The organism is Massilia niabensis, assembly GCF_042655085.1.
Lineage (GTDB): Bacteria > Pseudomonadota > Gammaproteobacteria > Burkholderiales > Burkholderiaceae_D > Telluria > Telluria niabensis.
The window spans coordinates 491,555-516,121 of the sequence record NZ_JBHSMU010000004.1 but is presented as its reverse complement, the minus strand read 5'-3'; the positions used below and the strand labels follow the sequence as shown (position 1 = coordinate 516,121).

The window sequence follows — 24,567 nt, the reverse complement described above, 5'->3', positions numbered from 1 at the left end:
CGCTGAAGTAAGGGTGTAAAGCCCGCCCGGCCTTCCGGTTGCCCGTAAGGCCGGGCGGGCTTTTGCCATTTTTCTCCTTCCGCCAAGGTTTGATCCATGTCAAGGATGTCCCGTCGTGGACTCCTAGACTTGTCGGTTCCGGCCGCTCGGCCGCTCGACAGGGGAAGAACATGGAAAAGAAAAAACTGGCACTGGTTACCGGTGGCATGGGTGGACTCGGCACGGCGCTCTGCCGGCGCCTGCATGATGCGGGCTTCGCCGTCGCCCTGACTTATTCACCAAGCAACACCGCTCCCGAAGCCTGGCTCTCGGCCCAGCGCGACGACGGTTACCGCTTCACTGCCTACCGCCTTGATGTCACCGACGACGACGCCTGCGGCGCCATGATGGCGCGCCTGCTGGCCGAGCATGGGCGGATCGACGTACTGGTCAACAATGCCGGCATCACGCGCGATCGCAGCTTGCGCAAGATGGAACTGGAGGACTGGCATGCCGTGCTGCGCACCAACCTCGACAGCGTGTTTCACATGAGTCGCCGGGTGATCGAGCCGATGACCGTGCAACGCTGGGGCCGCATCATCAATATTTCCTCCGTCAACGCCAACGCCGGCGCCTTCGGCCAGGCCAACTATGCCGCCGCCAAGGCCGGCATGCACGGTTTTACCAAGGCGCTCGCGCTGGAGACGGCGCGTCACGGCATCACGGTCAACACGGTGTCGCCGGGTTACCTGCGCACCAAGATGGTCGAGGCCGTGCCGGAAGAGGTCATGAAGACGAAAATCCTGCCGCAGATTCCCGTGGGCCGGCTCGGCGAGCCGGATGAGGTGGCGGCGCTGGTGGCTTACCTGGCATCCGATGTCGCCGGTTTCGTGACCGGCGCCGACATTGCGATCAATGGCGGCCAGCACATGCGCTAGCGTTTTTCCAGGCGCGTCTGGCAGGTGATGCACAGGCGCGCTTCGGGTCGCGCCTGCAGGCGCGAAAAGCCGATGTCGCCGCCGCACTCTTCGCACAGGCCATAGCCGCCGTCGTCGAACTTGGCCAGCGCGTGGCGCAGCACCTGCATCTGGGCTGCGTTGTGTCCGGCGGCTTCGAGCGCCAGGTCATTCAGCAGGCGCACGGTGGCCTTGTCGGCGGGCGAGGTTTCGACTTCGGGGACGGGCAGGTCGCGCCCGCCGTTCGTCGCCTGGGGCTCGGCAACGCCGCTCAGCGCCGCCAGCCGCGCCTCGAGCGCGGCGCGCAACTGCGCCAGTTGACCTTCGTCGAGGGGAGGCATGGCGATCATGGGGAAGGCGTGGCGCATGCAGGGACTACCACGCGGCAAGCTGCTGCCGCGCATGCAGGGGACATCCGTAAGCCGTTCATTGCGCACTCCCCACATGAACTGGTGTGGGACCAGTGTAACGCGATGCGCGCGCGAAGGCCATGGGCGCACGCCTTGCGCCCTGTCCGGTTGCTCAGGACGGCTTCTTGGCGGCAGGGGCGCGGTGGCTCTTGATGGCCTTGAGCTGGGTATTGATCTTGTCGAGCGCCGTGATGATCCCCGCGGGCTGGCCGGTGGTGACGGAGCCGGCCAGCAGCAGCAGGCCGCCGACCAGGCCGGTGACATCGCCGACCAGCGCGATCTTGCGGATTTTCTCGGCCGCCTCGCTCGTCAGCGCCACGATGCCCTGCTGCGACTTGCCGAGAGATTTGACGATGAAGGTGGCGGCGTCCGCATACAGCCCGTTGGCGCGCTGGCGCAGGATCAGTTCGTCCTCAAGCAGGGCGCGCGCCGTGGCCTGGACCTTGGCCGGCACCGGCCCGCCATCGTAGGCGCGGATGTCGCGCATGATGCGCTCGTGGAGCTGGTCGGCGCAGGCCGACAGCCCGTCCGCCAGTTCGACGATCTGCGGCACGCTGGCCAGGCCGCTCTTGTCGGCGCCCGCCTTCGCCGTGGGTGGGGGCGCTGCTGCGGCGTCCGCGTTGTCCGTGTCCGCCATCCGGGACGCCTCTGCGGCGTCGCCTGCGTTCGCTTCGTTCGTCATGCTGCCTCCTTGGTGATCAATCGCCCGCCAGGCCTTCGCGGATCATGCGCAGGTCTTTTCCATAGTTGCTCAGCATAAGCTTCACATCCGCCTGCGTCAGCTTGTGCAGGTTCTCGCGCAGCTTCTGGTGCCCGAGCGCGACCTTCGTCAGGCCCTGCAAGGCCAGGTCGTAGCGGCGGTCGATGAGCTTGTACTCGCTCGCCTTGTTCATGTAGTGCACCTTGGCCAGGGTGACCAGCATGCGCTCGTCACGCCCCTTGGCTAAAGGCAACTCGACGTCGAAGATCCCGAGGATGGTCTTCTTCTCGTTTTCGTTGGTCTTGTAGTAGAGGCGGGTCAGCGAGATCATGGCCTCGAGCAGGACCTGGACGTCGGCGTCGCCGTCGCGCACCATGGTCTCGACGCTGCGGTTCTGGTAACCGGAGGCGATCACGCGCGTCAGCAGGCGCGTCAGCCCCGTGTAGGCGCTGATGTGGCGCTGCTGCAGGCCGGACTCGGTGTTTGCCTTCAAGCCATTCCCGAGGTCGTCGATGCTGGCGCTCAGGTCGTAGCGCGCGTCGCCGGCCAGCAGGCTCAGCGTCTGCATGTAAAGCACGAGCGCCTTTTGCACGCTCATGAAATCTTCGTACACGGCGCGCCGCTTGGCATCGTTCTCGCGGGCCAGCTTGTCGGCGCCGGCGGGCAGGTAGGGCTGCTCGCGTTCATAGGTATCGCGGTAGCGGCGCGACAGTTCGGTATAGCCGCCAAGTTTTGCCGAGGCGTCGGCGAACTCGCGCACTTCCGTCAGGCTGACGGGGCCGCCTGTGCTGGTGCAGCCGCCCAGCAGCAGGTTGATCCCGAGCAGGCTTGAAGCGACCGCGAGGCGAAGGGCAAGGCTGAATGAAGTCATCGGGTCCTCTCGAACCGGCGAAGATGCCGGACGGAAAGACCTCATTGTGACGAACGCCAAAGGCAACGGCGTTGCCTTTGGTCAATTCATCCCACCTTGGCGGAGTCGAAGTGGGGGTTTTCGATGATGCCGAACAGGTTGCCGTAAGGATCGCGCACGGTGGCGACCTTGATGCCGTCACCGACGTCGGCCAGCGGCGACTCGACCGTGGCCCCGAGGCCGGTCAGGCGCGCCAGTTCCGCGTGGGCGTCCGGCGTGCCCCAGTAGGCGGTGGCGCCGGCCGGGCCGGGCAGGCCGTCGGGCACCAGGCCGAGCTCGAAGCCGCCGACTTCGAAGCCGACATAGAAGGGCTGGTCGAAGTAGGGGGCGCGCTCGAGCACGCGGCGGTACCAGTCGGTCGCCTCAGCCAGTTCGGTGACCGGATAGATGACAGTGCGCAGGCCCTGGATCATGTGCATTCTCCTTGTTATAAAGAAATGGATGGTGCCGCAGGGTGGGAGGATTGTCTAGCCCGGCAGCTCCGTCCGCCAGCCCAGGCCCTCATTGGTGCCGGCGCGCGGCGTGTATTCGCAGCCGACCCAGCCGTCGTAGCCGAGTTCGTCGAGCAGTCCGAACAGGTAGTGGAAGCGGATTTCGCCGGTGCCGGGCTCATGGCGGCCGGGCACGTCGGCAAACTGGACGTGGCCAATCACCGGCAGCAGGGTGCGCAGGCTGTTGCCCAGGTCGCCCTCCATGCGCTGCATGTGATAGATGTCGAATTGCAGGAACAGGTTGTCGGCGCCGCATTCCTCGATGACGGCGGCAGCCTGGCGCGAGCCGGTCAGGAAATAGCCGGGCACGTCGCGGTCGTTGATCGGCTCGATCAGCAAGTCGAGTCCGCGCTCCTTGAGGCGGGCGGCGGCGAACTTCAGGTTGGCGACATAGGTGGCGTGGGCGCGCTCGCGCGACACATTGCGCGGGATCTTGCCGGCCATGCAATGCAGCATCCGCGCGCCGAGCTCCTCGGCGTAGTCCAGTCCCAGCTCGACGCCCTCCTGGAATTCCTGGACGCGGCGCGGATCGCAGGCCATGCCGCGGTCGCCCGCCGCCAGGTCGCCCGGCGGCAGGTTGTGCATCACCAGTTGCAGCTGGTAGCGCGCCAGCCGCCCGGTGATCCATTCCGGCTCGCAGGCATACGGAAACTGGAATTCGACAGCGTCGAAGCCCGCCGCCCGCGCGGCCGCGAAGCGGTCGAGGAAGCTGAGCTCCGTAAAAAGCGTGCTCAGGTTGGCGGCGAATTTGGGCATGGACGGACTCGAATGTTGTCAGCCCGCCATCGTAACATTGGACCGCAGACGGCGCAGGAGACCCGCAATCGTGCGAAGGATGGAGGATGAAGGATCGACGAAAAAAAAGCAGCACGGCGAACCGCGCTGCTTTTTGATACTGATCGGCAATGCGCTCGTCGATTAACGACCGCGGTTGCCCTGGCCTGGCGTGCCGGCGGTACGCGGGCCGCGACCCGCGCTGTTGCCGCCACGGCCGCCGCCATTGCCGGCAGCTGCCGGACGCGCGCCGCCGTTGCCGCCGCCAGCCGAACGGCCAGCGCCGTTGCCGGCAGCTGCGCTACGCGGCTGGCCCTGGCCACGACCGCCGCCACCGCCAGGTGCACGGCTACGGCCGCCATGGCCTGGTGCGCCGCTGCGCAGCTGGATCGGCTGGGCCTTGGCATTCAGGTCCGGCTCGAAGCCCGGGATCACGTGACGCGGCAGCGTCTGCTTGATCAGCTTCTCGATGTCTTTCAGCATATCGTGCTCGTCCACGCAGACCAGCGACACGGCTTCGCCGGTCGCGCCGGCGCGGCCGGTACGGCCGATGCGGTGCACGTAGTCTTCCGGCACGTTCGGCAGGTCATAGTTGACCACGTGCGGCAACTGGTCGATGTCGATGCCGCGCGCGGCGATGTCGGTGGCGACCAGCACCTGCAGGCTGCCGTCCTTGAACTCGGACAGCGCCTTGGTGCGCGCGGTCTGGCTCTTGTTGCCGTGGATCGCCATGGCGCCGATGCCGTCCTTGCCGAGCTGCTCGACCAGCTTGTTCGCGCCGTGCTTGGTACGGGTGAACACCAGCACCTGGCTCCAGTCGTTTTCCTTGATCAGGTGCGACAGCATCGGGTGCTTCTTGTCGCGGTCGACCGGGTGGATCTTCTGCGAAATGACCTCGACCGTCGAATTGCGGCGTGCCACTTCGATCGATGCCGGGTTGTTCAACAGCTTGTCGGCCAGGGCCTTGATCTCGTCCGAGAAGGTGGCCGAGAACAGCAGGTTCTGGCGCTTCGGCGGCAGCACGGCCAGCACTTTCTTGATGTCGTGGATGAAGCCCATGTCGAGCATGCGGTCGGCTTCGTCCAGGATCAGGATCTCGACTTTCGACAGGTCGACGGTACGCTGGCCGACGTGGTCGAGCAGGCGGCCAGGCGTAGCGACGAGCACGTCGACGCCTTGCTTGAGCAGCTTGATCTGCGGGTTGATGCCGACGCCGCCGAAGATCACGGCCGAGTTCATGTTCGTGTACTTGCCGTACAGGCGCACGCTTTCCTCGACCTGGGCCGCCAGTTCGCGGGTCGGGGTCAGGACCAGGGCGCGAATCGCACGTGGCGAGCTCTTGCTCTTCTGGGCCGCGCCGATCGCGTCGGTCGAGAGGCGCTGCAGCAGCGGCAAGGTGAAGCCGGCGGTCTTGCCGGTACCCGTCTGGGCGCCGGCGAGCAGGTCGCCGCCGCCGAGCACCGCAGGGATCGCCTGGGCCTGGATCGGGGTTGGCGTGGTATAGCCTTGTTCAGTGACAGCACGAACGATGGCGTCGGACAAGCCGAGGGTAGCAAATGACATAGACTCTTCTGGTGAGGGTGATTCCGCCGCGGCGCAAGCGGCGCCAGGATCGGATGGGGTACATCGACGCCCGCTTGGAGCGCACCGCGGGTGGGTACGCCGGGCAATCGATTATAGTAGATTTTGTTGCGCGGTAGAAATACCGGGATGGGCGCCGCGGTGCGCAACGCGCCACGGCAACAAGCTAAGTCCGCTATTTTACGCTAATTACGCAAACGGGACCATCAGCGGGATCATCTGTGCGAATACTTTCGGGCCGGCGGCAATGATGTCGCCCTTGTTCAGGTAGCTCGATTCGCCGTTGAACTCGCCGACGATGCCGCCCGCTTCGGTCACCAGCAGGGAACCGGCGGCGATATCCCAGATCTTCAGGCCCTTCTCGAAGAAGCCGTCGACGCGGCCGGCGGCCACGTTGGCCAGTTCCAGCGCGGCCGAGCCGCTGCTGCGCACGCCGTGGCAGCGCGAAGCGACGACTTCGTACATGCGCAGGTATTCGGCCAGCGCGCGCGGGTCGGCGCCATGGCCGGCGGCGATCAGCGCCTTGCCGATGCGGTCGTGGTTCTTGACGCGGATGCGCTTGTCGTTCAGGTAGGAGCCGCCGCCCTTGCTGGCGGTGAACAGGTCATTGCGGACCGGATCGTAAATGACGGCCTGCGTGATCACGCCTTTCTGCTGCAGCGCGATCGAGACGCAGAAATTCGGGTAGCCGTGCATGAAATTGGTGGTGCCGTCGATCGGATCGATGATCCAGACGAATTCACTGTCGTCGTTCAGGTTGCGCGACGGGCCCGATTCTTCGCCCAGGATGGCGTGGGTCGGGTAGGCTTTGAGCAGCGTTTCGACGATCGCTTCTTCGGCAGCCTGGTCGACGTCGGTGACGAAATCGTTGTGTTGTTTTTCAGAGACCGTAATACGGTCGAGGTCGAAAGACGCGCGGTTGATGACAGTTGCGGCGCGGCGTGCGGCCTTGATGGCCGTATTGAGCATTGGATGCATATGGTTTTCCCTGAAAAAAAACGCTGACGCCCACGGGGCAGTGCAGCGCCGTGAGCCGTCGGATACGAGAGTGAATTAAAGAGCAAAGCGGCGCCGAACCCGTTAAAATTCCGGCCTTTCATGCCTGAATCTTAATGTCCGTCACCGCGCGATGGCGCTATTTTAAATGAACCCGCCAGAATCCGACACGTCTCTTTTTACCCGCCTGCGCTTCGTGCTCGTGGAAACCAGCCGCGCCGGCAATATCGGCTCGGTGGCGCGCGCCATGAAAACGATGGGTTTCAGCGAGCTCGTGCTCGTCAACCCGCGCGGCGCCGATCCCTTGAACGACGCGGAAGCGGTGGCCTTTGCCAGCGGCGCGCTGGACATATTGCAGGGTGCGCGCATCGTCGGAACGATGGCCGAGGCGCTCGATGGCTGTAATGTCGCGGCGGCGGTGTCGGCGCGGCTGCGCGAATTCTCACCGCCGGTGTGGACGCCGCGCGCCTTTGCGGGCCATGTGGCAGGGCAGGGCGAGGTGAGGGCGGCACTCGTTCTCGGCAACGAGCGCGTTGGCTTGCCGAACGAGATCGTCGAGAAGTGCAACGTCCTGATTAATATTCCCGCCAATCCGGCCTACTCGTCGCTGAATTTGTCGCAGGCGGCCCAGGTGCTCGCCTATGAATGCCGGATGGCGGCGATCGGCGACGGCGTGCCGCAAACGCCAATCGGCTTTCACGGCGATGCGGCCAGCGTGACCCAGATCGAGGGCATGTATGCGCACCTGGAAGAGGCGCTGGTGTCGATCGGCTTCCTGGATGCCGATAATCCGAAGAAGCTGATGCCGCGCCTGAAACGCCTGTTTTCGAGGACGCAGCTGGAAACCGAAGAGGTGAATATCCTGCGCGGGATTGCACGGCAGATTTTGAAGCGCTAACGACCTGGTCTGGTTTAGTGCCGTGGGACTTCCACCGTAAACACCGTGCCCGTCGCCTCGCTCGAGACGACCTCGATATCGCCCCCGTGCGCCACGGCGATTTCCTTGGCGATGAACAGGCCCAGCCCGAGGCTGCTGCGCGGGCGTGTGTTGCCTGCCTGCTGGGGCAACTGCACCAGTGAACTGAACAGAGTTGGCAAGGCCTTTTCGGGAATGGCGGGGCCTTCATTGCGCACCTTGAGCAGGACGCGGTCTTGCTCGCCCACGATATCGACGCAGATCGGCCTGCCGGGCGTGCCATACTGCGCCGCATTGTTGGCGAGGTTGGTCAGCAGCTGCTGCAGGCGCGCACCGTCGAACCAGCCGATCAATTCGCCAGTGGCGTTGAGCTCGAACCGGGCGCGCGGGTGTGCGGCATTCGCGTCTTCGATCGCCCAGTGACCCATTTCGAGGAGGTCGCACTCGCGGCGCTCGATCGGAATGCCATTGCCCAGTTGCGCGCGCGCCAGCCCCAGCAGGTCGTTGACCATGCCGTTCATGGTGACGGCGCTGCGCTTGACGCGCACGCCAATCTGGCGGATCTGGTCGTCGAACGCGCCCGGTCGCGACAGGTAGCTGCCGGCGATCGATGTCGCTGCCAGGGGGCTGCGCAGGTCGTGCCCCAGGATTGCCAGGAAGATGTCCCGGGTTTCATTCGTCTTGTCCGAATAGGCCACGGCGGCCTCGGCCAGCGACTGATCGATCGCTTCGTTAAAACGCGTGATGTCGCGCGCGCTGTCGGCCGGCATGGCGGCGTGCGGATCGGACACTTCGCGCTGCCACAGCTTCAGGACGCTGGCGCGCAATGCGCGGTACTCGGCAATCAACTGGAGCAGGCTGAAGCCGCTCGCATATCGCAAGCGGCCGTGGATCGACGAGGCCGTTTCTTCTGATCCCGTACAGGGCCCCAGTCCATGCGATTTCGCGTGTGTCTGTTCCGTGCTTTCCGCCGTCTGGATATCCTTTGCCACGAATTGCAAAATTTGCCTGGCGTGGTCGCGCAGCTCCTTGCTGGACATCTTGTCCGCAACGGCGCCAAAGGTCGCGGCAAACGCCTCCCATTCGACGAGGATTTGCTCCATGTTATCGGTGATAAATGCGGAGAGATTCATAGCCAGACCTTGGAATCGGGTGAAAGGATGGACTGATTTGCGCGGCCCAGGCCCGTCCTGCCAGCGCGAAATCAGGATAACCGATAACACCCTGCGCCCGCGTCCGCCATACTGCCGAGCCAGGAGGCAGGCGCGCATGAAATGGGTCAGCGCAAGGACGGCCGCCGGTCAGGGCGCCAGGGCGATCACCTCGTCGCCCGCCACCGGCCGGCACGCAGCCCCCAGCGGCTCCCAGCCCCGGCGCACGACAATGTGCTCCCTGTCATGGCACAGTTCGACACGCCGGGCCTGCGGGGCCTGGCGCCGCAGGAAGCCCTCGATCGAAGCCGGCGTGCTCACTTGCAGGGCGAGTGCGTGGATGTCCTCGACCGGATGGTCGTCCACATGGACCAGGGGCACGAACTGGCCGGCAAACATCATCCAGTGCGAGGGCACCTTGACCGGCCCGGGCTGGTAGCCCCGGGCGCGCAGCCAGTCCTGCGCCTGGGCGCGGGCGCCCGTCGGCGAGTCCAGGCGGCCCCAGGCGCTGGCCAGCAGTTCGGCCACCCATTGATTGCAGTTCTGGTAGCGCGTGCCGAAGGCATAGGCGTTGGCGCTGTATTTGCCCGCCAGCAGGGCCAGTGCCAGGGGTTTGTCGAGGGCGGCCTTTGCCAGCAGCGCGCCGTCTTCTTCGGGCAGGAACACGAGCGACATGTGGCCGCGCGCCGGCGTTTCGGCCGCCAGGGCAAAGCCGGCGGCGCCCTGGTCGAACAGGCGCGGGCGCGATTCGTCGCAGGCGTAGTAGAGCTGGCGCACGGCCCAGGCTCCGCCGGGGTTGTCCTTGAGCGCGATGCCCGTGTGCGAATACAGCAGGCCGAAGCGGCTCAGGTCGAGGCCGGCGCGCGAGACGAGGGCGACCCGGGTGCCCGAGCGCTCGAGTTCCTTCTTGACGACGTCGGCAAAGCGCAACACGCGGTCCTGGTCGGCGGCAGTCATCTCGACCGGCTTCGCGCAAAAAGCGGGGACGCCGGCGACAGCCCCCCTGCTGGTGAAGAGAGCGAGCAGCGCCAGCAGGGCGGGCGCGCCGAAAGCCAGGCGCATCAGATCGCGACTTTTCGCGAGCTCAGTTCGTGGTACCAGGAATCCTGCAGCGCGAGGAAGAAGGCCTTGTTCGTATCCGCGTGCGCGAATTCGTAACCGTACACGCGTGCGTTGACCTGGACCATGTCGCCCGCGGCCATGCGGCGCGCGGCGAGCGCGCGGTTCGGCACGTCGAGATAGAACTCCCGCGCCGCATGGGTATCGGCCCCGGCAGCCACCGCGCGCAGGGTCATGCGCGTGGTGTCGCCCTTGGCCGGCGCCTGGGCGATGTGGATCACGCGGTATTGGCCGGCGGCCACGCGGTCGTCGCCGCTGGAGCTATTGCTGGACGCACCGATCGAATCGGAAACGCTGCCCGACGAGGCGGAACCCGCGCTGCCGGCGGACGAAGCCGCCGTGCTGGCGGCCTGGACCGGCATCACGCAGATGGCCGAGGATGCGGCAAACGCGGCCACGCAAAGCGAACGGGAGAGTACGGAGATGGTCATGGATGTCTTTCGTAGTCGAGCTGAGTACCGCTATGGTACAAGTCCGGAGCACTGCTGAGAAGGATCGCGGCAATCGAACAGGCCCGTCCCTTTGTCGTACACTAGGAAAATAACAACACGGATGGCACATGGAGACGAGTTGCAGATCCTTCCTGAACGCCGGTGCGCTTGCGGCCCGGGTGCTGGCCGCGGGCGGCGGACTGTATCGCGCCGTGCACTCGCGCGCCGCTGTCCTTGCCAATCCAGGGCAAACCGGCACCCTGGCTGAGACATCATGATGAGTGCGCGCAGGATGCTGCGAAAATTCCTGCTGGTGCAGGCGCTGGCAGGCACGGCCATCGCGCTTGCCGCCTGGCGCTGGTTCGGCGCCGCACCCTGGGCGGCGGTGGCGCTGGGCCTGGCCAGCGTCGTGCTGGTGCGCCTGGCGATCAACATGAACAACTTCCTCGTCAGCGCCTGCTTCGCCAGCCCGACGCCGCCGGAGTTTCGCATCGGATGGGCGGGGCGGGTGCGCCTGCTGGCCGAGGAATTCAAGTCAAGCATGCTGCATACCTCCTGGTTCATGCCGCGCGCCACCGCCTGCATGCGGGTGTATGAAAGTTCTTTGGTACCGGCTCATGTGCCGCCTCACGCGCCGGTGCTGCTGGTGCACGGCTATGGCTGCAACAGCGGTTACTGGTCGTACCTGATTCCGCGCCTCGACCGCGCCCGCATCAGCCATGCGAGCGTCGACCTCGAGCCGGTGCTGGGCGATATCGACGGCTATGTGCCCCTGGTACAACAGGCGGTCGAGGAGCTGTGCAGGGCGACCGGCGCCGGCCAGGTGGCGCTCGTTGCCCACAGCATGGGCGGCCTGGTGGTACGGGCATGGATGCGCGTCCATGGCACGGCGCGGGTGGCGCGCGTCATTACCCTCGGCTCGCCGCACCACGGCACCGGCATGGCGAAGTTCGGCCGCGGCCCGAACGTGGTCCAGATGCGCTGCAACCGCGGTGTCGCCAGCGACTGGCTGCAGGAACTCGGGCGGAGCGAGGACCCGGCCACGCGCGCACTCATCACCTCCATCTACACCCACCACGACAACATCGTCTCGCCGCAGACCTCGAGCCACCTGCCGGGGGCGCGCAACATCGAGTTTGGCGGCGTCGGCCATGTGGCGCTGGGCTGCAACGCACGCGTGCTTGACGCGGTGATGGGCGAGCTGGCGGCGCTGTCGCCCAGGTCAATGCCGCACACGCCCGCGCCAAGCCTGCTGCTGGTGGACGACGACGCCTTCATGCGCGAACTGCTGGCCGACGCCGTGCAGGGGCAGGGCTGGCGCGTGCTCACGGCAGCCTCCGGCGCAGAAGCGCTGGCGGTGCTCGCGCGCGAACCGGTCGCGGTGGTCGTCAGCGACCATGTCATGCCGGGCCTGCGCGGCGCCGCGCTGCTGGAACAGGTGCGCCAGCGCTACCCGGGCGCCTATCGTATCCTGCTCTCGGGCAGCCAGGACGAGGGCGCGGTCGAGATCACTTCGGCGCTGGCCAGCGGCGCCGCCCACCGTTTCCTCGCCAAGCCCTGGTCGGGCGCCGTGCTGCTGGCGGCCCTGCACGAGGCTTTCGGCCTGCAGCAGGCCCGTGCGGCGCTGTAGAATGTGTGTTTTGTCGTGAAGACCTGGAATGGCGGCATCGCATGAAGCCGCAGTGAGCAAGAACCAATGAGCAAAAATCTCAAGGAACTGGAACAGGAAGAGGAAGAGCTGTCGCGCGCCGTGCGCAGCTCGGCCCAGCAGATCTGGCAGGCGGGCCTGGGCGCCTTCGCCAAGGCGCAAGCCGAGGGCGGGCGCGAATTCACGCGCCTGGTGCGCGACGGCAGCGAGCTGCAAAAGCGCGCGCGCCAGGTCGAGGACGCAACCGACACGGTGGCGCGCAAGGCCGAGCGCGCGAGCCGCCGTTCGTCCGGATCCTGGGGCAAGCTGGAACAGGTGTTCGAGGAGCGCGTGGCGCGCGCGCTGGCTACCATCGGCGTGCCGGCCCCCGGTGAAATGGAAGCCCTGAGCCGCCGCGTCGACGCGCTCGAGCGCCTGGTCGCCGAACTCTCGGGTGGGCGCGCCCGTCCTGCCGCGAAGAAGGCGGCTGCCCGAAAGCCGGCCGCCAGGGGCGCCAAGGCGCCAACACCGGACGACGGCGGCCAATAAGCCCCGGCCGCAGTGCCGTCGGCACCGGGTTCGATGATATGCTTGCGGGTGACCCCAACCATGCCACCTTCCATGCTACAAAAAGCTCCACGCCGCACCCGTGAACGCATCCTCGAGCTCTCGCTCAGGCTGTTCAACGAGTTCGGCGAGCCGAACATCACGACGACCGTCATTGCCGAGGAGATGAACATCTCGCCCGGCAACCTGTACTACCACTTCCGCAACAAGGACGACATCGTCAATTCGATCTTCGTGCAGTTCGAAGCCGAGATCGGGCGCATCCTCACGGTCCCGGCCGGGCGGCGCTCGAACATGGAAGACGTGTGGCTGTACCTGCACCTGATGTTCGAGCTGATCTGGCGCTACCGCTTCTTCTACCGCGACCTGAACGACCTGCTGTCGCGCAACCGCAAGCTCGAGCTGCACTTCAAGGCCATCCTCGCCCACAAGATCAAGGTCGCGCGCCAGCTGTGCGAAGACCTGCGCAGCGAAAATTCGCTGGAAGCGGGCGACTCCCAGATCGGCGCCATGGCGACCAACATGGTGGTCGTGGCCACGTACTGGCTGTCTTATGAGTACGTGCGCAACCCGCGCAAGTACAGCGAGCAGCAGGCCATTGCGGACGCGCTCGCGCGCGGCTGCTACCAGGTGCTGTCGATGCTCGGCCCCTATTTGCGCGGCGACACCCGCCTGCTGTTCGAAAAGCTCTCCGAGGAGTACCTCAAGAAGCTGGCCGACGACGGCAGGGATATCCTCTAACTTTCGAATACCACCCCATGAAATCGATTGCTGTCTATTGCGGCGCCTCCGATGGCGCCCGGCCCATTTACGCCGACGCAGCGCGCACCCTGGCGCGCGCCCTGGTCGACCATAACATCGCGCTCGTCTACGGCGGCGGCAAGGTCGGTCTGATGGGCGTCATCGCCGACGAAGTGCTGCGCCTGGGAGGCGAGGCGACCGGCGTGATCCCGCGCGCCCTGGTCGAGCGCGAAGTCGGCCATGCCGGATTGACGCGCCTGTTCGTGGTCAAGGACATGCACGAGCGCAAAGCGATGATGGCCGAGCTGTCCGACGGCTTCATCGCCATGGCCGGCGGGATGGGGACGCTGGAAGAGCTGTTCGAAATGGTCACCTGGGCGCAGCTGGGCATCCATGCCAAGCCGATCGGGCTGCTCAATACCGACGGGTTCTACGATGGCTTGATCGGCTTCGTGCGCCACCAGCAGGAAGAGGGTTTCGTGCGGCCGGCGCACGCGGGCTTGATGAATGTGGATGCGGATGCGGAGGCGCTGGTGAAGCGGCTGCGTGACGCGGCGGGCATGGTTTAAGCGCGACTTATCGACAATATTCTCCTGCTTGCGAACGGTAGCGAGATTCGACCCGTCGCAACGCGGCCTGCAGTCATTCGCAAGAATACCGTCCCGGCATTTTCACTCGATTACAAAGTCGCTGTAAAACAATACAAATACAGGAAGTTTGAATGGTAGTTAATATTCGATGTTATTGGCCATAACGACGGAGAAGCGAAAGATGGAGTAATAATGCGCGACAAATGGATACATATTACTGCGCAAGAATAAGTATTTCCTGTTTATTCCTGGCGGCCGAATAGTATGTCGACGTTCTTTACAGCCCCTGTGGAAATGTTTGAGGTTTCAGGGAAAAAGAAGAATTCTAGAGAGTAACAAGGCGCAGCGGGGCAAGCCTGCGTCTGTAGAGTGATGCGTGGATATTCGGTCAAATTATGCAGGACACATAGATACATATTCCACCAATAGTTGGACATAATGGTGAAACTTTATATACAGTACATTATGTCGGGCTTATTTACAGCCGGGCTGGCATTAATATCGAATCGAAGCGCAAGCCCTTGATATTCACTGTTTTGAAAGTCTGGCACGGCGTTTGCTAATAGGCTATCGGGGGTTTCCCTGCCGATTAATCTTATTAGGAATATCGAACCATGAAGTTTCTGAAAAAACTCGCTTGTGCCGCTGCTGTCGCAGTCTCCTTCGCTGGTGCCGCCAACGCCGAGGTCGTCCTGAACGACTGGGTCTTCAATCCGTCCGGTTCCGGCTTCGCCAAGGGCCAGACCGTCAACGAATACCTGGACGTGAACGGCAACGCCTTCATCCAGATCACCCCGACCGGCGGTTCGAGCTTCTCGTTCACCGAACACGCCGTTTTTAACATCGTCCAGGCGGACAGCAATGGCCAGCTGTTCCCGGTGAATTTCGCAGGCGGTAACATCACTGCCACCTTCCAGGCCAGCGGCACCGGTAACTTCGGCGGCGACTTCACCTTCACCGGCGGCACCATCCGCATGTTCCACAACCCGACGAACGGCCAGTACGGCGGTACGGATGGCACCTATGGCGCCGACCTGGGTAACGAAATCGCCACCTTCAACGTGCTCGCCGGTGGTGGCGGCAAGGTCGATGCCAGCGGTTCGCCGGTCAACAACGGCCAGGTCAGCGTGGTAGCCAAGTCAACGGGCATGGACGCCGGTTACTTCTTCCGCGCCGATGGCAGCGACCTGTCGCTGGAAGACATCATGGCCTTTGCCTTTACCAACGCCAACACCGTCGGCTCACCGACTTCCAACCTGGTCAACGAAGTGGCCTGCCAATACGCCGGCTTCACCGGCAACGGCTGCAATGGCAATGGCTACAGCAACACCCCGGGCAGCTTCTTCGTGTCGAACAACGGCCAGATCAAGTTGGGCGAAGTGCCGGAACCGGGTTCGCTGGCCCTGTTCGGAATCGCCATGCTGGGCGCCGGTGTCGTCAGCCGCAAGCGTGCCCAGCGCCGTTGATCGCGTCCTGAACACAATGTCGTAGGCAAAGAAAAGAGCGGGATTTGCCCGCTCTTTTCTGCGTCCTCTTCGCAGCCTCGGCCAAACCCGAGCCGTTCAAGCCGGCAAGCCCGCGCCGGCCATCGCGGGCGCGGCCAGGGCGAGGGCGAGGGCGCCGCCATGCTGCTGCCGTGCGCTCATCCCCGCCATCTGCCGATCGAACATCGCCTCGATCTCATCGGCCGGCACCGGCCGGCTGAACAGGTAGCCCTGCATCTCGTCGCACTCGTTCTCGCGCAGGAAGGCGCGCTGCTGCTCGGTTTCGACGCCTTCCGCGATCACGCGCAGGTTCAGCTTGTGGCCGAGCGAGATCACCGCCATCGCAATGGCCTGGTCGTCCGGGTTGTCGGCCAGTTCGCTGACAAAACTCTTGTCGATCTTCAGGCGGCTGATCGGGAAGGTCTTCAGTGACGAGAGGCTCGAGTAGCCGGTGCCGAAATCGTCGATCGACAGCGACACGCCCATGTCTTTGAGCTCGCGCATCTTCGCGACCGACTTCTGCAGGTCGCGCATGATGAGGCTTTCGGTCACTTCGAGTTCCAGCAGTTCCGGGCGCAAGCCGCTATCGTCGAGGGCGCGCGCCACCCGTTCCACCAGCCGTGCTTCCTCGAACTGGCGCGCCGAGACGTTCACCGACACCGTCACCGGCGGCAGGCCGGCGTCGACCCAGGCCTGGGCCTGGCGGCAGGCTTCGCGCACTACCCAGTCGCCGATTTCGACGATCAGGCCGCTTTCCTCGGCCAGGCCGATGAAGCGCTGCGGCGGCACCATGCCGTGTTCCGGATGCTGCCAGCGGATCAGTGCCTCGACGCCGAAGATTGCCCCGTCCTTCAGGTCGATCTTCGGCTGGTACAGCAGGCGGAAGTTACCATGCGCCCCGTGCGGGCTGCCCGCGACGCCGTCCAGCGTCGCCTGCACGGCATTGCGCAGGCCGTCGAGCAGCACCAGCTTTTCCTCGACGCTGGCATTCATCTCGCGCGTGTAGAACTGGAAGTTGTTGCTGCCCAGGTCCTTGGCGCGGTACATCGCCGCGTCGGCGTTCATCAGGAGCGCATTGGCGTCGCCGCCGTCGCGCGGGTACATCACCACCCCCATGCTGCAGCTGACCTGCACCATCTGGCCGGCCACCTGGACCGGTTCAATGACGGCGACACGGATCTTTTCCAGCAGCGGCACGAGCGCCTCCGGGGCGCCGCTGTGCCCGGGCAGCAGGATGACGAATTCGTCGCCGCCGAAGCGCGCCAGCGTGTCGTTGCGGCGCAGGCAGCCGGCCATGCGCTTGCTGACCACTTTCAGCAGGTCGTCGCCGGCCTTGTGGCCGAGGCCGTCGTTGACGAGCTTGAAGCCGTCGAGGTCGATGTACGCGAGGCCGACCGAGTGACCCTGGCGCGCGGCGTTCTGGATTGCCTGCTCGATGCGGTCGTGCATCAGGTTGCGGTTCGGCAGGCCGGTCAGCTCGTCGTGGTGCGCCATGTGGAAGATGCGTGCTTCCACCTGCTTGCGTTCGGTAATGTCGCGCACGATGGCCACCACGCCGTCTTCGACCGCCACCACCTGGCGATGCAGCCAGCGCCCGCTGGAGCGGCGTGCCGAGGCCTGCCATTCGCCTTCGCGCGGCTGGCCGTCGGTCGCCACCAGCGCGATGTCCTCGAAGATGCCGTTGTCGCGGTAATGCGGCAGCATCTCGCACAGGTGCATGCCATGCATCTCGGCGCGCGGAAGGCCGATGATGGCCTCGGCGCGCGAGTTGGTGGCCTCGATCAGGAAGTCCTCGACCTGGCCGCCGGCGCCGCGCACGGTGCGCAGCACGAAGAATGCGTCGAGGCTGCCCTCGGAGGCGGCGGCGTAGGTTTCCTGGGCCCGGCGCGCGCGGCGCCGCACCCGGGCCAGCTGCCATGACCAGATCGATACCAGCGACACCACCACCAGCAGCAGCGCCGTGGCGCCGCTGGCAATGGCCAGCCAGGTCCGCCTCGTCTCCTCGTAGGGCGCGAATTGTTCCCGTTGCGACAGGCCGGCAACGACGGCCAGCGGGAAGCCGTGCAGGCGCTTGACGCTGGTGTAGCGTTTGACGCCGTCCGGTCCCCGGTGGATGGTGATCGTGCTGTCCGCCCCCTGGCCCAGCCCGATGCGCTGGCCCCAGCTGACCTGCTCGCCGATGCGCATGACGCGCATCACGCCGTCGGTCCCGGCCAAGCCCAGCAAGCCGCGCTCGCCGTCGCGCGCGATCTCGTAGGCGCTGGTGAAGTAGGAAGGGTCGGCCTCGACGATCGCGATGCCCGCAAAGCGGCCGGCGGCGTCGTTGATGCGGCGGGTGAAGTGCAGGTGCGGTTCCGGCTTGGCCGCGTCGGCCACGGTGGCGCCGACGAAAGGCAGGCCGAGGTTGTTGTCGCGGTGATACAGGAAATAAGCGGCGTCCGAGACGTCGATGCCGGCAGCGTCGGGATTGCTGGCGACGATGCGCCCGCGGCTGTCGGCGACGGCGACGACGAACACCAGGCTAGGGGGCAGCAGGTCTTGCCGGCGCAGGGCGGGCAGGGCGCCGGCCGGGCCCTCCAGTTCCACCGCATATTTGAGTACCTTGAGGGTCTGGTCGATGCCGTTCAGGCTGCGCGCCATCTGCGCCTCGTAGGTGTCGACGCGCTCCCGTGCCGCCGCGCGCGCCGCCGTGCCGGCAGCGACATGGTGCCCTTCGACGAAACGCAGCGTCAGCGCCCAGATGCCGATGACGAGCACGAGCGCGAACAGCGGCAGCGAGATGTGGGTGTCGAGGCCGCGCCCGAGCACGCGCGCGAGCCGGGACGATTGCCTGCCGGGGGCTGGTGGAGAGCTCATGCGTATCCTTTCAATGCACCAGCAGGACCTGGCGCACGGTCGGGTCCAGCGCCTCGCGGTCGATGTAGCCGACCGCGCCCGGATCGTTTGCCACCGCCTGGCGCACGGCGGCGTTGCCGGCCAGGTCGCGCGGCGGCTGGCCGCGCCCGGTAAAGACCATCTTCGACCACCAGACTTTCAACAGGGCCGGGGTCTTGCCGGTCACGCGCTGGTAAAACCCGTCGCGCTGGGCGGAGCCAATCGGCTGGTCGATGGCGGTGGCCACGGTGCCGTCGGGGAAGCGCGCCGACTGGCCAAGGAAAATGGCCGCCACCTGGTCCGGGCGCAGGGTCTCGACCGGGCTGCGCGCGGAAACGATGACGACCAGTTCGCTCGCCTGCGCGACGGCGCAGGACAGGAACAGGATGGTGGCGGCAAAGGTGCCGGTCAAGGTGGCGGTCACTGAGCGCCAGATGCGTTTGTCCATGACCGCCATCAGAAAACGAAGTCCAGGAGGACGCTGCTGACCTGCGCCGTGCGGCCCGAGCGAAAGCCCGGAGCCGCATTGATCAGCATGCCGCGGGAACCGCTGCGCGGGGTGACACGTTCGTGCTGCAGCTTGAATGCCATATTTGGCGCCACATCCCAGCGCAGGCCGGCGCTGAGCGTGGACTGCGACGGCACCGTGCGCAACAAGGCGGCGACGCCCGCGTTGAGCGTGGCGCCGGCGACGGCCTGGGGCCGGGGCAGGCCTGCCAGCGGCAGCGTGGAGACGCCCTCGGGCGGCGTGCCCCACACGCGGGCGTAGCCGGCATACGGCGTGAAGTCGCCCCGGCGGTAGCCTGCGCCGGCGTACACCGATCTGGTGCTGCCGAGGTAGGACTTCACCTTCGAGCGGCCCGCTTCGCCGGTCACGAACCACTGTCCCGGATCGTAGGAAAGGCCAATGCCCATCGTCCTGGCGCGCTTGTCGTCGGTTGCCACGCGGCTCGCGATGTCGCGGCCCTGCGGCCCGAAGGCGTTCAGGCCCTGGAACAGTTCGGGAAAGAGCGTGAGGGTGATGCGGGTGGTGAGCAGGGAGACGCGGGCGCTGAAGGCGCCGCGCTCGACCGTGTGCGACAGGCCGGCGATGGCCTTGCCGCGCAGGCGGGTGCTGCCGGCCAGCGGCATGTCGGTGTAGCCGTAGAAGGCCTGGGTGGTGCTGCGCAATGCCTCGCCTTCCCAGTGCCAGGTCATGTCCGCGCCGTCGCTGTTACTGATCGGCAGCACACCATACACTTCGAGCGGCATGCGCGCCCATGGATAGGCGTAGCCCACCTTGCGGTAGTCGGCGGCGATGAACATCGGCAGTGCAATGCGCCCCAGGCGAAGCGCCAGTTCCGGCGTGGCCTGGTACTTGATGTTGGCCCATTCGACACGCGGCCGGTAGCTATGGTCGAGCTGCTGTTCGCTGACCACCTGGACCACGGCGGACCAGCGCGGATTGAAACGAAAATCGAGCTGGGCGCCGAGCGTGCTGTCGACGTGGCGGCTCCAGGCGCCGGTGCGGCCAGCGCCATCGGCTTTCATGGCCGAGGCCGAGAAATCCGCCCCTTTCTCATCCGAGTGCACCACGCCGACGGTGCCGAAGCCCGAGAACGTCCAGCCAGGGGTGACCTGCCCGGCATGGGCGGCGGTGCACAGGGAAGACAGGACGGCGGCGCCTGTGGCCGCCCGCAGGAAACTGGCGGCGTGATGGGTGAGATGCATTCGTGGCTTTCGTCCGTCGGCGTGCATGCCCGGCAAGGGCGCATGCGGTCGCATTACGGGGAGGACTGTAGCGAACGCACCGGGGAAAGTCGAATATATTTACGTATGGAAACGATTTGCCAAGATTTCGCGTTGTGAAGTGACAACGTCTCTCTCGGTCAGTTGTCGGCGAGCCAGAGCCGCGCGCCGCCGTGTTCAATATGTGTGAGGTAGAGGCGCAGGTCGAGTTCGAACTGGTGGTAGTGCGGCTCCATCCAGCAGCACAGCTTGTAGAAGGCCTTGTCGTGCTGTTTTTCCTTCAGGTGCGCCAGTTCGTGCACGGCGATCATGCGCAGGAATTCGAGGGGCGTGTCGCGAAACACGCTGGCGATGCGGATTTCGTGCTTGGCCTTGAGCTTGCTGCCCTGGACGCGCGAGATGGAGGTGTGCAGGCCAAGCGCGTGCTGGACTACGTGGATCTTGCTGTCATACGCCACCTTGGCCACCGGCTCGGCGTTGCGCAGGTATTCGATCTTCAGTTCCTGCACGTAGTCGTAGAGGGCGCGGTCGGTGCGCAGCCCGTGGGCGCCCGGATAGCGCGCGCGCAGCACGGCGCCCAGGCGTCCTTCGCCCAGCAGGCTGGCGGCCTGCTGGCGCAGGCCTTCGGGATAGGCGGTGAGGTAGCGGAGCTCTTGCATAGGGGCGGGAATGTATCACAGCGACGCTGTCCTTGCTGGCTGCCGGCCCCCGGGCAGCATGAAGGTGGAACTCGAAAACCGTGTGGAAGACGGCGCGGACCGCTGCCAACTCGTGCGGTCCGCGCCGGCCGGCGCACCAGTTGCGGTGCGCATGCTTCCCTATTGTTCCTTGCTCCCCTGGCGGCTGCCGCCCTTGGTCCCACTCCCACTGGCTGCGCCACCTGCCGCCGCTGCTGCTGCCCGGCTGGCCGACTGCCGGCTTTCGCCGCCCTTGCGGCCGATGTCGGCCATGTGTGCACGGTTGCGGCTCACGGCCTCCCCGCCTTTCTGCCCCGCGCGGCGCGCTTCTTCGGAGTCGAATTCGTGCGCCGTGCCTTTCTGGTGGGCTGCCTGGCCACCCTTGCTGGCGATTTCCCGCTGCTGGTTCTGGTCCATCGCCGCGAAACCGCGTTTGGCCGGTCCGCTACCGCTGCCGCCACCGCTCTTTTGCGCGCTGCCGCCGGAGCTGCCCGCGCTCTTGCCGCTCTCCTTGCTTGTCGCCATGTCGCTCTCCTGGTTGCCCTGCAGTGAAGGGAAATGAGTGCATCATTGCTGCGCTCGTGCGGTTAGAGACACCGCCTGTTTGATAGTTCCCTGAGCTTGCCGTGCTCGATGCCGGATGCCGGGTGGGTTCCGGCGTGCCTAGTCGGGCGCGCGCGGCGGCGTACGGCGGCCCTCGTGCGGTTCCGTCGCGTCGATCGCGTCCGGCGGCGCGCTGATGTCGTCGAGTTCGGCGCGGCGCGCGGCCAGCCTCTGCCCGAGCAGCACGAGGTCGAGGCCTGAGGCGCGCGCCGCCTCGAACATCTCGCTTTCTTCCTTGTCGACGTGGTGCTCGACTTCCTCGGCCAGCACCGCGACGGTCGCCTCGAAATGCTCGTCGCCCGGGTACATGACCTCGAGCTGGGTGATCAGTTCGCGCGTGCCGGCGTGGTCCAGCTCGGCTTCGTCGAGCATGTCGTCGTCGTCCAACACCTCGCGCAGGGCCGGATAAAAAATCTCTTCCTCGAGCATGCTGTGCACGGTCAGCTCGTAGCAGATGTCGTCGACCAGTTCGGCCCTGCGTTCGTCTTCGTCCTCGATGCCGCGCAGGCTGTCGAGTTCGCCGAACAGCAGGCGGACCCGCTCGTGATCGCGCTGCAGCAGCTGGAGTGCGTCGGGCGCGTCGTCAAGCGCCTCCTGGCGTGTGGCGGTTGGTGCCATGGGACCTCCGTTGGGGTAGGGGAGCCGGTAAGCTAGGTCGCGCTGTGGGCAGCGCCGTATTGGTCGGCGCGGTCCATGGCGCCGGCGGCCCCGCGCGCGGCCTGCCAGCCGCCGTCGTTGGCATTGTTGGCGAGGGCGGCGCTGCTCGAGGCGAGCACGCGCATGACGTCGCTTTGCCAGGCGCGCCAGTGTTCGGTGGCCGGCTGGGTGACGCGCATCGTGACCGGGATGACCTGGAACGGGTCCTTGCAGGCGGCGAGGGCGCGGCCGAGTTCCATGCTGTCGTCGATCAGCTGGCGCGCGGCCTGCATGTTCAGCGTGCCGAGCTGGCCGAGCGCGTCGAAGGTGTGGCGTGAGAGTTGGGTAAGGAAGTTGACCTGCGTTTCAAGCTGCGCGTGCAGGGCGGGACTGTTGGGGGGGGAGGCTTGCATGGATTCCTCGACGTGAGCGGTGGATGAAAGCACGTCGGCAGCGCACATTGCGTGCGCATCCGACAGGGCGTCGGGATAGACGCCATCAACCGGCTCAAGTTCGGGGAAATAGCGCGCACCGTCGATCCGCTCAAGGTGCGCGCAGATTTATGTCTACGCGTCGGCGACCTTCAGCACCAATTTTCCAAGGTTCTTGCCCTCGAAGAGCATCAGCAAGGCGGCAGGGAAACCGTCGAAGCCCTCGACCACGTGTTCATGGCTCTTGAAGCTGCCCTCGGCCATCCAGCGCGCCAGCGTCGCCACGCCCTCGGGGTAGCGCGCGGCGTAGTCGGTCACCAGCATGCCCTCCATGCGCGCGCGGTTGACCAGCAGCGACAGGTAGTTGGCCGGGCCCTTCACCGGCGCGGTCGCGTTGTACTGCGAGATGGCGCCGCAAATGACAATGCGCGCCTTCATGTTGATGCGGGTAAGGACGGCGTCCAGGATGTCGCCGCCGACGTTATCGAAATACACGTCCACGCCCTGCGGGCAATGCTCCTTCAGGCCCGCATGCACGGGACCGGCCTTGTAGTCGATGCAGGCATCGAAACCGAATTCCTCGACCACGAAGCGGCATTTGTCGGCGCCGCCGGCGATGCCCACCACGCGGCAGCCGAGGTGTTTGGCGACCTGGCCGACGGTCATGCCGACCGCGCCTGCCGCACCCGACACCACGACCGTGTCGCCCGCTTTCGGCTGGCCGACGTCGGTCAGGCCGAAATAGGCCGTCATGCCTGGCATGCCGAGCGCATTGAGCCAGGTCGGCAGCGGCGCCATGCCGGGGTCCACCTTGCCGAGCATCGCGCCCTTGTCCTCGGCCGGGCCGGTCCAGAAGCGCTGCACGCCCATCACGCCCATCACATGGTCGCCGACCTTGAGGCGCGGCGACTTCGACTCGACCACGATGCCGACCCCGCCGGCGCGCATGACTTCGCCGATGGCGACCGGGCGCACGTAGGATTTGCCTTCGTTCATCCAGCCGCGCATGGCCGGGTCGAGCGACAGGTAGAGCAGCTTGACGCGCACTTCGCCGTCCAGCAGCTCGGCCAGGGGCGGGGCGGCACGCTGCCAGTCGCTGTCTTTCGGCAGGCCGACGGGCCGGGCGGCAAGCAAATATTGGTCGTTGGTGTCTTGGGTCATGGTCGCTCCGCAGGATTGATCGAAACAACAACTATACCCAAACCCGCATTCCTGCGTTTCACGGCCTGCCGTTTTTGCAAACCGCGTGCGACAATGGCAGAGCCCCTCCTTTTATTACTCGCACGCCCCCATGACGACACATCCGGAATACATCCTGACACTGTCCTGCATCGACCAGCGCGGTATCGTGCTGCGCGTTGCCGGTTTCCTGGCCGAGCACGGCTGCAACATCATCGATTCGGCCCAGTTCGGCGACCCGGAGTCGCGCCTGTTCTTCATGCGCGTGCACTTCGCGCTGGAAGACAGCGCCGTGCAGGACGCCGACCTGCGCCTGGCTTTCGCCGCGCTGTGCGAGGCGGCAGGCATGCGCGGCCAGCTGCACGATGCGCAGGCAAAGCCGCGCGTGCTGATCATGGTCTCGAAGATCGGCCACTGCCTGAACGACCTGCTGTTCCGCTACAAGAGCGGCCTGCTGCCGGTCGAGATTCCTGCGATCGTCTCGAACCACATGGACTTCTACCAGCTCGCGGCAAGTTACAATATCCCGTTCCACCACTTGCCGCTGGCAACCGGCAGCAGCGACGCGGCAAAGCTGGCGCAGGAAGCGAGGATCGTCGAGCTGCTGGACACGCACCGGATCGACCTGGTGGTGCTGGCGCGCTACATGCAGATCCTGTCGCCCGGCCTGTGCCAGGCCTTGCAGGGAAGGGCGATCAACATCCACCATTCCTTCCTGCCGAGCTTCAAGGGCGCGCGGCCATATGCGCAGGCCCACCTGCGCGGCGTGAAGCTGATTGGCGCCACCGCCCATTTCGTGACCGGCGACCTCGACGAAGGCCCGATCATCGAGCAGGACGTCGAGCGGGTCGACCATGCGATGACGATCGACGAATTGACGGCGATTGGCCGCGACGTCGAATGCGTGGTGCTGGCGCGCGCGGTCAAATGGTTCGTGGAACACCGCATTTTGCAAAACGGCGACCGGACGGTCGTCTTCAAATAGATAACAAAGGGACCTTCGAGGTCCCACAGAA

26 protein-coding genes are annotated in these 24,567 nt (G+C 65.6%); 8 read left to right on the top strand and 18 right to left on the bottom strand.

The features are described from left to right. Positions 1-170: 170 nt before the first annotated feature. Positions 171-917: an acetoacetyl-CoA reductase gene (gene phbB / locus ACFPN5_RS04980; protein ID WP_379780718.1), complete on the top strand. Its 747-nt coding sequence runs from the start codon at positions 171-173 to the stop codon at positions 915-917. On the opposite strand, the gene ACFPN5_RS04975 is transcribed toward phbB, so the two are convergent. The 7 genes from ACFPN5_RS04975 to ACFPN5_RS04945 form a co-directional block, all read right to left on the bottom strand. Then, positions 914-1,303, bottom strand: a complete 390-nt coding sequence (locus ACFPN5_RS04975) for a TraR/DksA family transcriptional regulator (RefSeq protein WP_379780716.1) — start codon at positions 1,301-1,303, stop codon at positions 914-916. The genes phbB and ACFPN5_RS04975 overlap by 4 nt on opposite strands. A gap of 154 nt (positions 1,304-1,457) precedes the next feature. Beyond that, positions 1,458-2,027, bottom strand: a complete 570-nt coding sequence (locus tag ACFPN5_RS04970; protein WP_379780714.1) for a hypothetical protein — start codon at positions 2,025-2,027, stop codon at positions 1,458-1,460. Positions 2,028-2,043: 16 nt separating this feature from the next. Continuing rightward, positions 2,044-2,916, bottom strand: coding sequence for a hypothetical protein (locus ACFPN5_RS04965; RefSeq protein ID WP_379780712.1), 873 nt, complete (start codon positions 2,914-2,916; stop codon positions 2,044-2,046). 86 nt (positions 2,917-3,002) lie between these two features. Continuing rightward, the gene (locus ACFPN5_RS04960; protein WP_379780710.1) at positions 3,003-3,368 is read right to left on the bottom strand and encodes a VOC family protein; all 366 of its coding nucleotides are present in this window, start codon (positions 3,366-3,368) and stop codon (positions 3,003-3,005) included. A gap of 54 nt (positions 3,369-3,422) precedes the next feature. Beyond that, positions 3,423-4,202 (bottom strand): hydroxypyruvate isomerase, encoded by a 780-nt coding sequence (gene hyi, locus ACFPN5_RS04955; RefSeq protein ID WP_379780708.1) that lies wholly within the window; start codon positions 4,200-4,202, stop codon positions 3,423-3,425. 162 nt (positions 4,203-4,364) lie between these two features. Beyond that, positions 4,365-5,783 carry a DEAD/DEAH box helicase gene (locus ACFPN5_RS04950; RefSeq protein ID WP_379780706.1) on the bottom strand — a complete coding sequence of 473 codons (1,419 nt, stop codon included), beginning with the start codon at positions 5,781-5,783 and terminating at the stop codon, positions 4,365-4,367. Between the two features lie 207 nt (positions 5,784-5,990). Continuing rightward, positions 5,991-6,770 (bottom strand): inositol monophosphatase family protein, encoded by a 780-nt coding sequence (locus tag ACFPN5_RS04945; protein ID WP_379780930.1) that lies wholly within the window; start codon positions 6,768-6,770, stop codon positions 5,991-5,993. Positions 6,771-6,945: 175 nt separating this feature from the next. On the opposite strand from ACFPN5_RS04945, the gene ACFPN5_RS04940 reads away from it, so the two are divergent. Beyond that, the gene (locus ACFPN5_RS04940; protein ID WP_379780704.1) at positions 6,946-7,695 is read left to right on the top strand and encodes an RNA methyltransferase; all 750 of its coding nucleotides are present in this window, start codon (positions 6,946-6,948) and stop codon (positions 7,693-7,695) included. A gap of 14 nt (positions 7,696-7,709) precedes the next feature. Here ACFPN5_RS04940 and ACFPN5_RS04935 read toward each other — a convergent pair whose 3' ends face one another. The 3 genes from ACFPN5_RS04935 to ACFPN5_RS04925 form a co-directional block, all read right to left on the bottom strand. Beyond that, positions 7,710-8,816 carry a sensor histidine kinase gene (locus tag ACFPN5_RS04935; RefSeq protein WP_379780702.1) on the bottom strand — a complete coding sequence of 369 codons (1,107 nt, stop codon included), beginning with the start codon at positions 8,814-8,816 and terminating at the stop codon, positions 7,710-7,712. Positions 8,817-9,014: 198 nt separating this feature from the next. Beyond that, positions 9,015-9,926, bottom strand: a complete 912-nt coding sequence (locus ACFPN5_RS04930; protein ID WP_379780700.1) for a DUF2145 domain-containing protein — start codon at positions 9,924-9,926, stop codon at positions 9,015-9,017. After that, positions 9,926-10,414, bottom strand: a complete 489-nt coding sequence (locus ACFPN5_RS04925) for a hypothetical protein (protein WP_379780698.1) — start codon at positions 10,412-10,414, stop codon at positions 9,926-9,928. The genes ACFPN5_RS04930 and ACFPN5_RS04925 overlap by 1 nt, the downstream gene beginning before the upstream one ends. A gap of 274 nt (positions 10,415-10,688) precedes the next feature. Here ACFPN5_RS04925 and ACFPN5_RS04920 point away from each other — a divergent pair, with 274 nt between their 5' ends. The 5 genes from ACFPN5_RS04920 to pepA all read left to right on the top strand — a co-directional run bounded on the left by ACFPN5_RS04920 (position 10,689) and on the right by pepA (position 15,405). Beyond that, positions 10,689-12,044: an alpha/beta fold hydrolase gene (locus tag ACFPN5_RS04920; RefSeq protein ID WP_379780696.1), complete on the top strand. Its 1,356-nt coding sequence runs from the start codon at positions 10,689-10,691 to the stop codon at positions 12,042-12,044. A gap of 66 nt (positions 12,045-12,110) precedes the next feature. Continuing rightward, positions 12,111-12,590, top strand: a complete 480-nt coding sequence (locus ACFPN5_RS04915) for a phasin family protein (RefSeq protein WP_379780694.1) — start codon at positions 12,111-12,113, stop codon at positions 12,588-12,590. 72 nt (positions 12,591-12,662) lie between these two features. Then, entirely contained in the window at positions 12,663-13,349 is a 687-nt protein-coding gene (locus ACFPN5_RS04910) for a TetR/AcrR family transcriptional regulator (RefSeq protein WP_379780693.1), read from the top strand. A 17-nt stretch (positions 13,350-13,366) separates the two neighbouring features. Further along, entirely contained in the window at positions 13,367-13,918 is a 552-nt protein-coding gene (locus ACFPN5_RS04905) for an LOG family protein (protein WP_379780691.1), read from the top strand. A 635-nt stretch (positions 13,919-14,553) separates the two neighbouring features. After that, positions 14,554-15,405 (top strand): flocculation-associated PEP-CTERM protein PepA, encoded by an 852-nt coding sequence (pepA, locus tag ACFPN5_RS04900; RefSeq protein WP_379780689.1) that lies wholly within the window; start codon positions 14,554-14,556, stop codon positions 15,403-15,405. Between the two features lie 96 nt (positions 15,406-15,501). Here the strand turns inward: pepA and ACFPN5_RS04895 are convergent, their stop codons facing one another. From ACFPN5_RS04895 to ACFPN5_RS04860, 8 genes are all read right to left on the bottom strand, one after another. Further along, positions 15,502-18,279 (bottom strand): bifunctional diguanylate cyclase/phosphodiesterase, encoded by a 2,778-nt coding sequence (locus ACFPN5_RS04895; RefSeq protein WP_379780687.1) that lies wholly within the window; start codon positions 18,277-18,279, stop codon positions 15,502-15,504. Between the two features lie 10 nt (positions 18,280-18,289). Then, complete coding sequence (locus ACFPN5_RS04890) at positions 18,290-18,745, bottom strand: phosphate ABC transporter substrate-binding protein (RefSeq protein WP_379780685.1); 456 nt, start codon at positions 18,743-18,745, stop codon at positions 18,290-18,292. A gap of 8 nt (positions 18,746-18,753) precedes the next feature. Then, complete coding sequence (locus tag ACFPN5_RS04885; RefSeq protein ID WP_379780683.1) at positions 18,754-20,007, bottom strand: porin; 1,254 nt, start codon at positions 20,005-20,007, stop codon at positions 18,754-18,756. Between the two features lie 158 nt (positions 20,008-20,165). After that, positions 20,166-20,684 carry a YgjP-like metallopeptidase domain-containing protein gene (locus ACFPN5_RS04880; protein ID WP_379780681.1) on the bottom strand — a complete coding sequence of 173 codons (519 nt, stop codon included), beginning with the start codon at positions 20,682-20,684 and terminating at the stop codon, positions 20,166-20,168. A gap of 159 nt (positions 20,685-20,843) precedes the next feature. Then, the gene (locus tag ACFPN5_RS04875) at positions 20,844-21,227 is read right to left on the bottom strand and encodes a KGG domain-containing protein (protein ID WP_379780679.1); all 384 of its coding nucleotides are present in this window, start codon (positions 21,225-21,227) and stop codon (positions 20,844-20,846) included. Positions 21,228-21,365: 138 nt separating this feature from the next. After that, a complete protein-coding gene (locus ACFPN5_RS04870) occupies positions 21,366-21,923 on the bottom strand; it encodes a hemerythrin domain-containing protein (protein ID WP_379780677.1) in 558 nt (185 codons plus the stop codon). A 32-nt stretch (positions 21,924-21,955) separates the two neighbouring features. Further along, positions 21,956-22,354, bottom strand: a complete 399-nt coding sequence (locus ACFPN5_RS04865) for a phasin family protein (RefSeq protein WP_379780675.1) — start codon at positions 22,352-22,354, stop codon at positions 21,956-21,958. Positions 22,355-22,507: 153 nt separating this feature from the next. Continuing rightward, positions 22,508-23,533, bottom strand: coding sequence for an NADP-dependent oxidoreductase (locus ACFPN5_RS04860; protein ID WP_379780673.1), 1,026 nt, complete (start codon positions 23,531-23,533; stop codon positions 22,508-22,510). 130 nt (positions 23,534-23,663) lie between these two features. On the opposite strand from ACFPN5_RS04860, the gene purU reads away from it, so the two are divergent. Further along, positions 23,664-24,536 carry a formyltetrahydrofolate deformylase gene (purU, locus tag ACFPN5_RS04855; RefSeq protein ID WP_379780671.1) on the top strand — a complete coding sequence of 291 codons (873 nt, stop codon included), beginning with the start codon at positions 23,664-23,666 and terminating at the stop codon, positions 24,534-24,536. Positions 24,537-24,567 lie beyond the last annotated feature (31 nt).